The organism is Sporosarcina limicola (assembly GCF_014873855.1).
In the GTDB taxonomy this organism is placed as follows: Bacteria; Bacillota; Bacilli; order Bacillales_A; family Planococcaceae; genus Sporosarcina; species Sporosarcina limicola.
This window is the reverse complement of the sequence record NZ_JADBEL010000015.1, coordinates 1-13,390: the sequence shown is the minus strand read 5'-3', so window position 1 is coordinate 13,390 and position 13,390 is coordinate 1. Positions and strand designations below refer to the sequence as shown.

Here is a 13,390-nt window from a genome sequence, read left to right as displayed (position 1 = left end):
AATGGCTTTTTATAGTGGTTGTCACTGGAGCAATTATCATTTGTACGATTTTTCTGATTCAGCTTTTTTACGTTGATTGGGTGTCATCGGCTCGTGTTTAGGTTTCAGATTACCGAGCTCAGCTAACTCAAGAGAAATTTCTTCTTTCATATCACTAGGCCTTATCTTCTGATTTTTTGGAGTTTGCGGTAAAGATCTTGAGTTGTTGCTGGCACCTTTGTGATTATCTCTTCCCATAATGGATCCTCCTTTTTTTTAAAATTTACCTTCTTAATATGGCTTAAGAACTTCATTCTACTCATTCCGAAAAATGTCAGTGTTCATACAAATTAGAATTGATCCGGTACGCTACATTTTATACCGTTTCGAATTGTTTTGGTGTCTGTATCGGCACAATTTGGTCCCACACAATTCCGTAAGGCACTAATATGAAAATTATAGTATTAGAATAATTAGTATAGACTGAATAAGCATTTTGATTTACAATAGAGATGTAAGTAGTTATAAAGTGATATATTTTGTTTGGGGAAGTCTATGATTTATTATACGACTTAAATTGACAGAAGTATCAAATAGAAAAAGGGGGATATACAGATGAAATTGAATAAAATCACGGGTCTATTCGCTGCTTCGATTCTCACTGTCGGTGTATTGGCGGGCTGTGGCGCTAAGAATGATACGGACGGAAAAGACGGTAAGGCGGCGGAAGAAGGTGAGACAATCAAGATCGGTCTTAACCTGGAGTTGTCAGGAGCGGTTGCTTCCTATGGTTCTTCCGAAGCTGAAGGAATTGAACTTGCAATTGAAGAAATCAACAAAGCAGGCGGAATTGATGGCAAGACAATCGTGCCAATCAAAATGGATAACAAATCAGAATCATCCGAAGCAACGAGTGCGGCAATCAAGTTAATAACTAAGGATAAAGTAGTTGCAATCATTGGGGCGGCGACAAGTGGAAATACTGTTGCGCAAGTTGAGATTGCAAATAAAAATAAGACTGTACTTATTAGCCCTTCCGGTACGAGCGAGACGGTAACGATCAACAAAGATGGAAAGGTGAATGAGTTTGCATTCCGTACATCATTCATCGATCCTTTTCAAGGGACAGTTGCAGCGAATTTTGCAGCAAATGAGTTGAAAGTTAAAAATGTAGCAATCTACTCTGATAACGCAAGTGATTACTCTAAAGGTCTAGCATCTTCATTCAAAAAGGATTTTGAAGCTGCGGGTGGAAAAATTGTAGCTGAAGAATTTTATATTGCGAAAGATTCCGATTTCCGTTCAATATTGACTCGTATCAAATCTTCAAATCCTGAATTCATCTTCATCCCCGGATACTATGAAGAAGTGGGTCTGATTGTTAAACAAGCACGTGAAATGGGAATTACAGTTCCATTAATGGGTGCGGACGGTTGGGATTCACCAATTCTCCTTGACTTGGCTGGCGAAAAAGCCTTGAATAACACATTTACTACTAACCATTATTCTTCTGAAGATCCAGATGGCATAATTCAAGATTTTAATAAGAAATTTGGAGAAAAATATAATGGAAAAAAACCGGATTCGTTCAACGCACTTGGTTACGACACTGTTTACTTACTAGCAGATGCTATTAAACGTGCAGGCAGTACGGATTCAACAAAAATCAAGGAAGCGCTTGAAGCAACAAAAGATCTTGGACTCGTTACTGGGCTATATTCGGTGGATGAAAACCATCACCCGATAAAATCAGCAACAATTCTGGAATACAAAGACGGCGCGCAAATATTTAAAACTAAAGTTAATCCTTAATACTACTAATGGAAATGGGAGGGGGAACATCCTCCCATTTCTTTTTTAAAAGGGAGTGAAAATGAATGGAATGGCTACAACAACTTATAAACGGTATTTCACTCGGGAGTATTTACGCGTTAATCGCACTTGGCTATACGATGGTTTATGGAATTATTAAATTAATTAACTTTGCCCATGGTGAGGTCTTCATGGTTGGATCTTTCATCGGATTTATTTCAATTTCTGTTTGGGGTCTTGGATTTTTCCCGGCGTTATTACTATCAATGACTGCTTGTGCTATTTTCGGCGTATTAATTGAACGAATTGCATACAAAAGATTACGGAATGCCACACGAATTGCGGCACTGATTACCGCAATTGGGGTTTCGCTCCTTATTCAAAATGGTGTGATTTATATACGTGGTGCACAACCGGCAGCCTATCCAGATGTATTTGCAAATACATCATACAACTTTTTTGGTGCACAAATAAGCAGCCAAGCTATTTTAATTCTCTCAGTTTCCGTCGCCTTGATGTTAATACTACAATTTATTGTACATAAGACGAAAATCGGGAAAGCGATGAGGGCGGTTTCACATGATGCTGAAGCAGCTAAGTTAATGGGAATCAATGTAGATAACATAATTTCGGCGACATTCGCAATTGGTTCGGCTTTAGCAGGAGCAGCAGGTGTTATTTTCGGCGTGTATTATACAAAGATTGACCCTTTAATGGGTGTTATTCCTGGTGTGAAGGCATTCGTTGCTGCTGTTCTTGGCGGAATCGGAATTATACCAGGTGCCATGGTTGGTGGCCTTGTACTCGGTGTAGTAGAAACAGTGGTAAGTGCCCTAGGATTCTCTCTATGGAGGGATGCGGCGGCATTCATCATTCTGATTTTAATTTTAATCTTCAGGCCCGCTGGAATCTTTGGTAAAAATACACGCGAGAAAGTGTAGGTGAAACAAAGTCATGAAAAAGTCAAAACAATTTTGGCCGTTTATCGGTTCAGCAATTGCAGCTTATGCAGTTATTCAACTACTCATTTCCATGGGAATTTTGGATGACTTTTATTCCAATATATTGATTTTTATGTCCATCAATATCATACTTGCGGTTAGCCTTCATCTGATCATTGGGATTACAGGTCAGTTTTCTCTGGGGCATGCAGGATTTTTAGCGGTTGGTGCTTACATCTCAGCCATCGTTACGATGAAACTAGACCTTCCTTTTCCAGTCGCGATACTACTTGCTGGGATCATGGCAACGCTTGCGGGTTTGGTCGTCGGAATTCCGAGCTTGCGTTTAAGAGGAGACTATTTAGCTATTGCAACATTAGGATTTGCTGAAATTATTCGGATTATCTTTCTTAACATCGACTATGTCGGCGGGGCTGCGGGAATGCAGGTTACCCATATGACGACATGGACATATGCATTTGTTTGTTTGTTTGTCACGATTCTAGTCATCGTGAATTTCACCAACTCGCGGCATGGTCGTGCTTGTATTTCAGTACGCGAAAATGAAATTGCGGCAGACGCTATGGGCATCAATACGACGTACTATAAAGTCATGGCATTTGCTATCGGTGCTTTCTTCGCCGGGGTCGCTGGAGCACTCTATGCACACAACTTCTATATTATCCAACCACAGAACTTTGGATTCTTGAAGTCGATTGATATTTTGGTCTATGTGGTTCTAGGTGGACTTGGTAGTCTGTCAGGGGCGGTCGTTGCTACGGTTCTTTTAACAATCGTATCCACTTTCCTACAAGATTATCCTGAAACACGGATGATCATCTACAGTCTTGTACTCATAATTGTCATGTTATACCGTCCGAAAGGCTTGATGGGTACCATGGAAATTACGGACTACTTCAAGCTGTGGAGAAGTTGGAAAGGAGACAAACAACATGGTAAATGATCCTTTGTTACAAGTTAAAGGGGTTGGGATTCAATTTGGCGGACTCAAAGCCGTTTCAAATTTCAACTTGAAAATAAACCAGGGGGAACTTATCGGGTTGATTGGTCCGAACGGGGCTGGCAAGACAACAAGTTTCAACTTACTGACGGGTGTTTATGCGCCGACAGAAGGTGAAATTTTATTTGACGGGAAACGGATCAATGGCTTACCCCCTTTTAAAGTTACGCAAAGGGGAATCAGCCGTACGTTTCAGAACATCCGCCTTTTCAATGAATTATCCGTTATTGATAATGTCAAAGTGGCCTATCATTCATTGGCAAAACACTCGGTGTTAAGCTCTATACTTCGACTGCCATCCCACTTTTCTGGAGAAAAAGAAATGGAAAAGAAAGCGATGGAGTTTTTAAAAATATTCGAGTTGGATAAGTATAAAGATGAGGATGCCAAAAACCTGCCGTATGGTAAGCAGAGACGTCTGGAAATTGCGCGAGCGCTGGCAGCCGCTCCCCGATTATTACTGCTTGACGAACCAGCCGCAGGGATGAATCCGCAAGAAACGAAAGACCTTATGGAGCTAATCGCCTTTGTAAGGAAAGAATTCAACCTGTCGATTTTGCTGATTGAACATGATATGAATCTCGTGATGGGTATTTGTGAACGTATTTATGTATTGGATCATGGTGTGTTATTAGCTGAAGGAACTCCGGAAGAAATTCGTAATAACCCAAAAGTGATAGAGGCTTATTTGGGAGAGGAGGTCCATGATGAGCATGCTTAAAGTTGATAACTTAAACGTTTACTATGGCGCCATTCATGCCTTAAAAGGGGTTTCGCTAGAAGTGAATGAAGGAGAAGTTGTGACGTTAATCGGTGCGAATGGAGCAGGGAAAAGTACATTGCTTAAAACGTTGTCCGGATTGCTTAAACCGAAAGAAGGAACAATAGACTATTTAGGTAAGTCAATCGCAGGAAGTGCTGCTCAATCGATTGTTAAAGCAGGGATTTCTCATGTGCCTGAAGGACGGCGTGTGTTTGCGAATATGACAGTTGAAGAAAATATCGAATTAGGTGCTTTTTTAAGAAAAGATTCACAGGGCATTAAACAAGATTTTGAAAAAGTGTATGCAACGTTTCCTCGCTTGCTTGAACGACGTAAGCAGCTGTCAGGGACATTGTCTGGTGGAGAGCAGCAGATGTTAGCAATGGGTAGAGCGATGATGGCGAAACCAAGGCTGCTATTACTCGATGAACCATCGATGGGACTTGCGCCGTTGATGGTGAAAACAATTTTTCAGGTCATTAAAGATATCAATAAGGAAGGCACAACTATTCTCTTAGTTGAACAAAATGCGAATATGGCGTTATCGATTGCTGACCGTGCGTACGTTATTGAAACGGGTCGGGTGATCATTTCAGGTACTGCTGAAGAATTGCAAGCGAGTGAAGAGGTTAAATTAGCTTATTTAGGTGGCCATTGATTATTTCTATAGTAGGAAAAGGGCTGTTCACTTATGTGGCAGCCCTTTTTGAATGAAGGAAATAATTGTCGAAACGAAAAAGTCCGTATACAATTAGTAAAACTTAGAAATTCTGCACGTATTGGAGGGTAATGAATGAATCCACAAAAGAAAATACTTATGATTGAAGATGAAAAAGACATTTCACGTATTGTAAAGGATTATCTTAGCAAAAATGGCTATGAGCTTGTGATAGCGGAAAACGGGAAAGATGGTTTGCACTTTATTGATAGTATCGATTTAGATTTTATTATTCTAGACCTTATGCTTCCGGATGTGGATGGGATTGAACTCTGTCGCAAAATCAGAGAAAAAGTTAATACACCACTCCTTATTTTAAGTGCGAGGACGAGTGATACGGATAAAGTTCTTGGACTTGGGTTTGGTGCGGACGATTATATGACGAAACCCTTCTCATTAAGTGAGTTAGTCGCCAGAATAAATGCCCATCTACGTCGCTATAAGGGAACTGGTGGTACACAAAGGAAAGAGGATGTTTTGCACTTTGGAAATATCGTCATTGATAAAAAAGCGTACCGTGTAACGGTAGGCGGCAACGAGATTGCACTATCTTCCAAGGAATTCGAACTCCTCTATTTTTTGTCCGAAAATAAGAATCAAGTTTTTTCGAAAAGTCAGTTGTTGGATGCAGTATGGGGATACGGAGCGTATGGCGATGAAAATACCATCACTGTTTATATTCGGAGAATACGAGAGAAATTTGAGGTCGATCCTTCAAACCCGAGATACATTAAAACGGTTTGGGGCGTTGGCTATAAACTGAGCCTAGATTAAGTTCGGGATAGGAGAACGCGATGACTTTGAATGACTGGATGAAAAAATGGTTTGCAGCGGTTTCAGTATGTCTGTTGCTGTTTTTGGGATGTGTTGTGTACTTGTTTGCCGATCATATCCTAAATGACAATGAAGCTAAGCCTGCATATGTGATAAATCCAGCCCGCTTACTTGTAAGTGACAGTATGGTATATCTTGAGCAATATCATGATGAAATCGATCCTATTGCTCTTCAGGCGATATGTGATAAGAACGATATGAGCTTGCTTGTAACCCAATTGGATGGCAATGTATTATTTAACTCCTCAGCTGATAAAACGATTCAAAAAGTCGATGTGAAAACGTCGCTACATTATGATTTGTATACTGCAAAAGTTGAAAAAGATTTCTTCAAGATTACTTTCCCAATTGTTGATGACCAAACACATATTCAAATGGGGAACGCTATTTTTTTATTGCCAAAAAGGGCAGTAGGTATGGAGAATACATATGCACTTCCTCTTATTCCACTTTTGTTGATGAGTACCTTTTTACTTTTTCTCGTCGGTTTACTTTTTATTCTGAAAAAGAAAATGAAGAAGGATATAATCCAGCCCATTCAAAAATTATCGTACTATTCAGAGGCGATTTTAAAAGGGGATTATGAGCAAAAGGCGGAATATGGACGGACAGACGAGATGGGCGAAGTGTATGCAGTGTTCGACCAAATGCGGATTGAAATTATGCATCATAGCAAGCGAAGAGATGCACAAGAGAAAGCCCAAAAGGAACTGATTACAACTATTTCCCACGAAATAAAAACCCCTTTGACGACAGTGAAAGCATACATCGATGCAATAAGCGATGGCGTCTGTCCAGACATGGAATCTGTTATGGAATATATTGAGGTGATGCGAACGAATACGAACAAAATGACGAGACTTGTGGAAGATTTATTGCTGCATGCACTTCAAGAATTAGGGCAGATATCGGTAAATCCTATCGAGCAGTACAGTAAAAGCATGCTTCTACAGATGATTAAACCGATGGGCCATTACGTTCGTACAGCGGGGGTGTCATTTATAGAGCCACGAGAAATTCCAGATGTGCTTATAGATGTCGATGCAAATAGATTGGAGCAAGTTATTTCTAACCTCATAACAAATGCGTTAAAACATACGTCCCCTGGGGATTCTATTCGCATTCAAATCGAGCAAGAGTTGGAGCAGTTAAAAATTACAATAGCGGATACAGGGGAGGGAATACTCCCGCAAGACATGCCTTTTATATTCGGCCGTTATTTTAAAGGGCAAGTTAACGCAAAAAATGAAGGTAATGGTTTGGGGCTTTCAATTTGTAAACATATTATTGAAGCACATCATGGGTCAATTTCTTTTAAGAGCACAAAAGGGGAAGGCACTGTTTTTTATTTTACGATTCCTTTATGCTGAATTTCCTTTGTAATAATTCATTAATAACTTGATAAGTATTTTTAAATAATTGCACGCTACAATGAGAGTTAGAACAAAAGGGAGTGTGCAGTTTTGTTGAAAAAAGCTATTATACATGCAACAAATCTTTGCAAAACATATTCAACAGGAAGTGAGCAATTTCATGCAATTCGAAACATTGACTTGGACATTTACGATGGAGATTTCACTGTAATTATGGGGAATTCAGGTTCAGGGAAGTCAACGCTTCTTTATCTTTTGAGTGGACTTGATAGCATAACGGCAGGAGAGGTGTACTTTCAAGATCAGCGAATAGACACATACAATGAAAAGGAGATTGCGGATTTCAGGGCTAAAAAAATCGGTTATATTTATCAAAGCATAAATTTGGTACCTGATCTTACATTAATTGAAAATATTTCTCTGCCTAGTTATATAGCGGGTCACCCTAAAAAGGAGGTCAAGAAAAAGGCACTTTCGCTGATGAATGCGATGAGTATTGAGGAACAGCAAAATCGGTTACCCTCCCAAACGTCGGGTGGCCAGCAACAAAGAGCAGCCATCGCTAGAGCACTCATTAATTCGCCAGACATCCTATTTGCAGATGAACCAACGGGCAGTTTAAATTATGATCAAGGTGTTGCAGTTTTGGATATTTTAACGGAAATGAACCGTAAACGGCAATCAATCGTGATGGTAACCCATGATATAAAGGCCGCTTGTAGGGCGGATCGTCTTATCTATATTCGGGATGGAAAAATTGGTGGAGTGCTGGAATTTGAAAAATATGATGCTACTACAATCCAGGACAGAGAAAACGTGATCTTTTCATACGTTTCTGGAAAGGAGTAAGCACTATGAATGCAGTTTGGACACTTTGTGTAGCTAATTTAAGGGAAAAAAAGATTCAAAACGGATTAACCGCCTTACTTATCTTGTTAGCCACATTACTACTTGCAACGTCGGTTAATGTTATTTTAACTACAGGGAATTTATTTACGGCTATTCATGAAAAAACAAATGGTTCGCACCAGATTTTGAAGTTTACGAATAAATTGCATGATCCTCGGATGGTAAATGACTGGTGGAGCAAGCAGGATGGGGTTGCCACATCGAAGTTATTGCCGTTTAAGAACTTAACGACGGTCATGTATGAAGGGCAAGAAATTCCAAATTTATATTTATATATGATGAATACACCAGAGCTACCTTTTGGTGTTGATGAACCTACGTTCGTGAAAGGGGATGTACGTTCAAATCCTGCAACCGGCACAATATGGATATCAACTGCTTTAGCGTATGCGCATGGTATGTCCTTAGGTGACCATCTTGGATTTACAACGGGTTTAGAAAAGTTTGAGTTAGAAGTATCAGCCATTGTAATTGATGTTCCCTATGGCGCACCTTTTTCAAATGGTATACGAATCTGGATGAATACTGAAGATTATCAAGAAAAGCTAAGTTCAATGCAAGTGAGCGATATGTATATGATGGGGCTTAGATTTAACGATTATAGTCAAAACGCATATCATTGGGATCGTTTTGAAAATTTTCTTGGTACGCCTTTTCTTGAATCGAAAGATGAGTTCGAGACTATTTCTGCGTTCTATCTAATTATAAACAAAGTTATCGCATTTGCGATGAGTTTTCTCGGAGTCGTTATGATGTCTATCGCCTTAATCACGATTGGATTTACGATTTCTGACGCTATTTTGTCGAACTATAAAACAATTGGTGTATTAAAATCTTTAGGTTTATCAGCAAATAAAATAATCTTGACATATGTCAGTCACTATTCTTTCCTTGCTATAATTTCGATCATTCCCGGGTTATTACTCAGTCATTTTTCATCAAAACTTATCGTAGAAAGTTCACTTTCTAACTTGGAAATGGAAAGTACAACCTCAAGTATACATGGTGGGATGATTTCATTGGTCGTAGGAGTGTTTGTTTTTCTCCTTGTTTTCCTTTGTGTATTGATTTATTCCAATAAGACTCGGTCAATAGAACCTGCACAAGCGATTCGATATGGAATGTCTGAAGTGGAAAACAGTAAAATGACAAAGCGTTTGGGTTCTTCAGGGGTAAATAAATTTGGATTTGCGTCCTATCCAGTAGCATTTGTCATTGGGCTAAGAAACTTATTGAAAAATAGGAAAGGTTCCCTTTTAATAATGGTGTTAGCCACCGTTACATCGGCCGTGCTTGTTTTCGGATTTGTTTTATTGAACAGTATCGTTTCCATTGAAAAAACAATGCCATTATGGGGGTACGATTCTTCTGACATATCGGTCGTTGTATTTAATAAGGCGGCTTTTTCCAGGGGCGACTTTGAAAAAGAAATGTTGGTAGATGAACGAGTTGAAACAATCGGTTGGATGGGGGATGAGTTAAGTGGTATATTTCCATCTGAAGGTCAAACGACTGGGTCAAAAAGTGTTTCACTCGACATCATGGATGGGAACTATGATGAGTTGGGATTTGCTACATTAAAAGGTAATAACCCTAAAAATAAAAATGAAATCGCATTAGGCATCAACGTTGCAAAGCATCTTAACAAAGATATAGGAGACGTAACGGAAGTATATATAGATGGGAACAAGCATACGCTTACCGTTACGGGTATCTACCAAACAATCCGAGAAATGTCTAATTCAGCAAGAATTACAGTCGATGTAGTAAAGGTATATAAGCCTGACTACTATGCCACGTTTCTTGGGTATATTATGCTTAAAAACACGGCGGATTCGGACGACATTGCAGCTGAATTGAATGCCAAATATAAAAATTCAGTAAATGCATTGGCTAAGCAGACGTTAATCGATTCAGTATTTAAAGAAGCCGTATCCATTTTAATCGTGCCAATGAGTATCATGGGATTGATGTTTGTGCTGGTTACATTTATCATTATCTACAGCACGTGCCGGATGAACATCCGAAAAGAAAGTAAAACGTACGGCATTTATAAGTCTGTAGGAATGACTTCGATTAAGATAAGACAATGTGTGACTTCGGGTGTTGTCGTTCTGTCTACAATCGGTGCCTTGCTCGGAATAGTTGTTGGCACCTCGATATTGCCAATTGTTATGGAATCAGTCCTATCTAGTTATGGGATTGTTGAACTACCTCTGCTTTTCAATTGGGGTGGCATCCTACCAATGGCGTGTATAAGTATCGTTTCAGCAGGTTTTGGTTCCTGGTTGTCTTCAAGAATTATCGCCAAAACTTCACCCCGTATACTTGTGGTTGAGTAATTGAATAGGGGGAAAAGTCATTGCGCGAGCGCCATAGGCACTCGCGCAATTCACTGATGAAATGCAACTTTGTGGACATTGGCAACGGGTGCATGTAGGATTTCAAGTAATTGTGCAATTCTCCACTGATAGCGAAAAAGAAAGAAGGTTGAACAATGATTCGGACGATGGGGCTTACAGAGGATAACGAAATAATCTTTGATTTCCCACTAGCTGAAATCTCCGAACGTTCATTACAATGGTACTGGGTAGATTTTGATCAGCCAACTAAAAATGAAGAATCGATGCTGCATTCGGTTTTTAATTTTCATCCACTTGCAATTGAAGACTGTCTAGATCGTTTGCAACGACCAAAATTAGATTACTATGATTCCTATGCTTTCTTTGTGCTGCATTCCATACGACATGAGGGATTAACAGCCGAAGAACTAAATTTGTTCCTTGGCGAAAACTTTGTAGTCACGTTTCATTTTACGGACATTCCTGAACTGGCGGACGCACGGGATAAAATAATACAGAATCCTACAAAGTGGGAACGTGGCCAGGTGTTTATGGCTTATGAAATCATTGATAAAGTGGTGGATCATTATTTCCCAGTCCTTTATAAAATTGAAGACCATTTAAATGAAATCGAAGAACAGCTGTCTCTGTCTACTGTCCATTTGTCGATGGATTATGTATTCGAAGTCCGCAGTAATCTTTTGCGTTTACGGCGAACGATTTTTCCGATGCGGGAACTTTTATATCGGATGCTTTATTCGGAACGGTTAGGTTTTACTTCACATGAACATGCTTATTTCACTGATATTTATGATCACTTGCTTCGACTGGGGGAAATCATTGAGGAGAACCGTGAATTAACATCTGATATAAGGGACAGTCAATTATCAATTAATTCGAATCGGATGAACAGTATTATGATGACATTGACGATTATTTCATCCATCTTTATCCCCTTAACTTTCATAGTGGGTGTGTACGGGATGAATTTCGATTATATGCCTGAACTTCATTGGAAGTACGGTTATGCAATCGTCCTTGGAGCCATGCTCTTAACGGGGATTGTGATGATGCTATGGTTTAAATACAAAGGCTGGCTCCGTGTTTTTAAGTGATATGTGGGTGTTCTTCTTATCGAGAAGATAATGAAAACAGCCGATTGTGCAAAGAGTTCAGCTAGTTTTTTCTGATAAGTAAAAATTAATGTAGATAATTATCAAAGAAGTTGTTATAATCAATATTATTAGAATCTAAGTTATGATTTTTTGAGTGACGAGAGAGAAGTATTGTATTGCGTAATTACATATGAATCAAGATTCTTTATCATGTACACCTGTATAATGAAAGGGAATATCTAGTAAGCGTTTTTTTCGCTTATATTGATATTCCTTTTTAGTAAATTCACTTTCAAAATCAGCCATGCCGACATATCGGAATATGAGCATAAGGAGAAAACGCATCATGACAAAACCAGCAATCGAAATCAAATTGAGCAAATCAAAAAAACAGAAACCATTGGCTGAACAACTGGAATTCGGAAAAGTATTTACTGACCATATGTTCCTCGCCGATTATTTGGAAGGGGAAGGGTGGAGCAATCATCGAATCGTTCCATACGAACCCCTAATGCTAGATCCAGCGGCTACGATTTTTCACTATGGCCAAACTGTGTTTGAAGGCATGAAGGCATATTTGGATAAAGACGGAAGCGTTCGCTTATTTCGTCCAGAGGAAAATATGCGTCGCATGAATCAGTCGGGTGAACGGCTCTGTATGCCTCAATTTGATGTGGAAAACGCACTCGATGCGCTGAAGCAGCTTATTATAACAGATCGGGAATGGATTCCAGCGACGGAGGGGACATCACTTTATATTCGTCCTTTCATGATTGCGACGGAACCGTATCTAGGTGTAGCACCTTCCAAGAAATATATATTCGTTATCATCCTTTCTCCGGTTGGTTCCTATTATAAAGAAGGAATTCACCCTGTTAAGATTCTTGTGGAAAACGAATATGTACGTGCGGTAGCAGGTGGTACAGGTATGGCGAAAACGGCTGGTAACTACGCATCTGGATTGCGCGCTCAAGAAATAGCGGATCGAAAAGGGTATTCCCAAGTTCTATGGTTAGATGGTGTGGAAAGGAAATACATTGAAGAAGTCGGCAGCATGAACGTTTTCTTTAAAATTAATGGAGAAGTTATCACACCTGCTTTAAATGGAAGTATTTTAGATGGAATCACAAGAAAATCAATCATCCAATTGTTAAATCATTGGAATGTCCCAGTGACAGAACGTAAAATTTCCATGGAAGAAATTCGTTCAGCTCAGCAGGAAGGTACTTTGGAAGAAGCTTTTGGAACAGGAACAGCGGCTGTCATCTCACCCATTGGAGAATTTAACTGGAGTGATGAAAAGCTGGTTGTCAATAGCGGAGAAACAGGGGAACTTTCTAAAAAGTTATATGAAACCCTTACTGGTATTCAGAAAGGCGATTTGGAAGATCCGTTCGGTTGGACATTCGAGGTACCTGATCCTGCAATTGTATGATTTTTGAATTGAAAGAAAGGGATGACTCTTCATGGAGTTGTCCTTTTCTTTTGTTGTGTGCCCGGCATGGGTAATCGCTAGGTGGTGAAAGTCCACTACAGGCTTGGCAGTAGGAACTGTTAGCAGAAGGCAAGGGTGTCCTCCGCGA

General features: G+C 39.6%; 12 protein-coding genes. 11 read left to right on the top strand and 1 reads right to left on the bottom strand.

The annotated features are described in order from the left end of the window. Window positions 1-36 precede the first annotated feature (36 nt). A complete protein-coding gene (locus H4683_RS13195) occupies window positions 37-237 on the bottom strand; it encodes a hypothetical protein (protein WP_192599295.1) in 201 nt (66 codons plus the stop codon). 357 nt (window positions 238-594) lie between these two features. On the opposite strand from H4683_RS13195, the gene H4683_RS13190 reads away from it, so the two are divergent. The 11 genes from H4683_RS13190 (at window position 595) to H4683_RS13140 (ending at window position 13,242) form a co-directional block, all read left to right on the top strand. Then, window positions 595-1,791, top strand: coding sequence for an ABC transporter substrate-binding protein (locus H4683_RS13190; protein WP_192599294.1), 1,197 nt, complete (start codon window positions 595-597; stop codon window positions 1,789-1,791). 65 nt (window positions 1,792-1,856) lie between these two features. Continuing rightward, window positions 1,857-2,732: a branched-chain amino acid ABC transporter permease gene (locus H4683_RS13185; RefSeq protein ID WP_192599293.1), complete on the top strand. Its 876-nt coding sequence runs from the start codon at window positions 1,857-1,859 to the stop codon at window positions 2,730-2,732. A 13-nt stretch (window positions 2,733-2,745) separates the two neighbouring features. Further along, entirely contained in the window at window positions 2,746-3,696 is a 951-nt protein-coding gene (locus tag H4683_RS13180; RefSeq protein ID WP_192599292.1) for a branched-chain amino acid ABC transporter permease, read from the top strand. Beyond that, window positions 3,686-4,474, top strand: a complete 789-nt coding sequence (locus H4683_RS13175; RefSeq protein WP_192599291.1) for an ABC transporter ATP-binding protein — start codon at window positions 3,686-3,688, stop codon at window positions 4,472-4,474. Before H4683_RS13180 ends, H4683_RS13175 begins: the two co-directional genes overlap by 11 nt. After that, window positions 4,467-5,174: an ABC transporter ATP-binding protein gene (locus H4683_RS13170; RefSeq protein ID WP_192599358.1), complete on the top strand. Its 708-nt coding sequence runs from the start codon at window positions 4,467-4,469 to the stop codon at window positions 5,172-5,174. The genes H4683_RS13175 and H4683_RS13170 overlap by 8 nt, the downstream gene beginning before the upstream one ends. A gap of 135 nt (window positions 5,175-5,309) precedes the next feature. Further along, the gene (locus H4683_RS13165; protein ID WP_192599290.1) at window positions 5,310-6,008 is read left to right on the top strand and encodes a response regulator transcription factor; all 699 of its coding nucleotides are present in this window, start codon (window positions 5,310-5,312) and stop codon (window positions 6,006-6,008) included. Between the two features lie 20 nt (window positions 6,009-6,028). Next, window positions 6,029-7,438: a sensor histidine kinase gene (locus tag H4683_RS13160; RefSeq protein WP_192599289.1), complete on the top strand. Its 1,410-nt coding sequence runs from the start codon at window positions 6,029-6,031 to the stop codon at window positions 7,436-7,438. A gap of 93 nt (window positions 7,439-7,531) precedes the next feature. Then, window positions 7,532-8,290 carry an ABC transporter ATP-binding protein gene (locus tag H4683_RS13155; RefSeq protein WP_192599288.1) on the top strand — a complete coding sequence of 253 codons (759 nt, stop codon included), beginning with the start codon at window positions 7,532-7,534 and terminating at the stop codon, window positions 8,288-8,290. 5 nt (window positions 8,291-8,295) lie between these two features. Beyond that, window positions 8,296-10,692, top strand: coding sequence for an ABC transporter permease (locus H4683_RS13150; RefSeq protein WP_192599287.1), 2,397 nt, complete (start codon window positions 8,296-8,298; stop codon window positions 10,690-10,692). A gap of 155 nt (window positions 10,693-10,847) precedes the next feature. Further along, on the top strand, window positions 10,848-11,807 hold the full coding sequence (corA, locus tag H4683_RS13145) for a magnesium/cobalt transporter CorA (RefSeq protein WP_192599286.1): 960 nt from the start codon (window positions 10,848-10,850) through the stop codon (window positions 11,805-11,807). A 346-nt stretch (window positions 11,808-12,153) separates the two neighbouring features. Beyond that, the gene (locus H4683_RS13140; RefSeq protein ID WP_192599285.1) at window positions 12,154-13,242 is read left to right on the top strand and encodes a branched-chain amino acid aminotransferase; all 1,089 of its coding nucleotides are present in this window, start codon (window positions 12,154-12,156) and stop codon (window positions 13,240-13,242) included. The last annotated feature ends 148 nt before the right edge of the window (window positions 13,243-13,390 follow it).

Bases quoted from the DNA above. Each gene is read 5' to 3' on its own strand.
- H4683_RS13195 (WP_192599295.1), bottom strand. From the start codon at position 237: ATGGGAAGAGATAATCACAAAGGTGCCAGCAACAACTCAAGATCTTTA.
- H4683_RS13190 (WP_192599294.1), top strand. From the start codon at position 595: ATGAAATTGAATAAAATCACGGGTCTATTCGCTGCTTCGATTCTCACT.
- H4683_RS13185 (WP_192599293.1), top strand. From the start codon at position 1,857: ATGGAATGGCTACAACAACTTATAAACGGTATTTCACTCGGGAGTATT.
- H4683_RS13180 (WP_192599292.1), top strand. From the start codon at position 2,746: ATGAAAAAGTCAAAACAATTTTGGCCGTTTATCGGTTCAGCAATTGCA.
- H4683_RS13175 (WP_192599291.1), top strand. From the start codon at position 3,686: ATGGTAAATGATCCTTTGTTACAAGTTAAAGGGGTTGGGATTCAATTT.
- H4683_RS13170 (WP_192599358.1), top strand. From the start codon at position 4,467: ATGCTTAAAGTTGATAACTTAAACGTTTACTATGGCGCCATTCATGCC.
- H4683_RS13165 (WP_192599290.1), top strand. From the start codon at position 5,310: ATGAATCCACAAAAGAAAATACTTATGATTGAAGATGAAAAAGACATT.
- H4683_RS13160 (WP_192599289.1), top strand. From the start codon at position 6,029: ATGACTTTGAATGACTGGATGAAAAAATGGTTTGCAGCGGTTTCAGTA.
- H4683_RS13150 (WP_192599287.1), top strand. From the start codon at position 8,296: ATGAATGCAGTTTGGACACTTTGTGTAGCTAATTTAAGGGAAAAAAAG.
- corA (WP_192599286.1), top strand. From the start codon at position 10,848: ATGATTCGGACGATGGGGCTTACAGAGGATAACGAAATAATCTTTGAT.
- H4683_RS13140 (WP_192599285.1), top strand. From the start codon at position 12,154: ATGACAAAACCAGCAATCGAAATCAAATTGAGCAAATCAAAAAAACAG.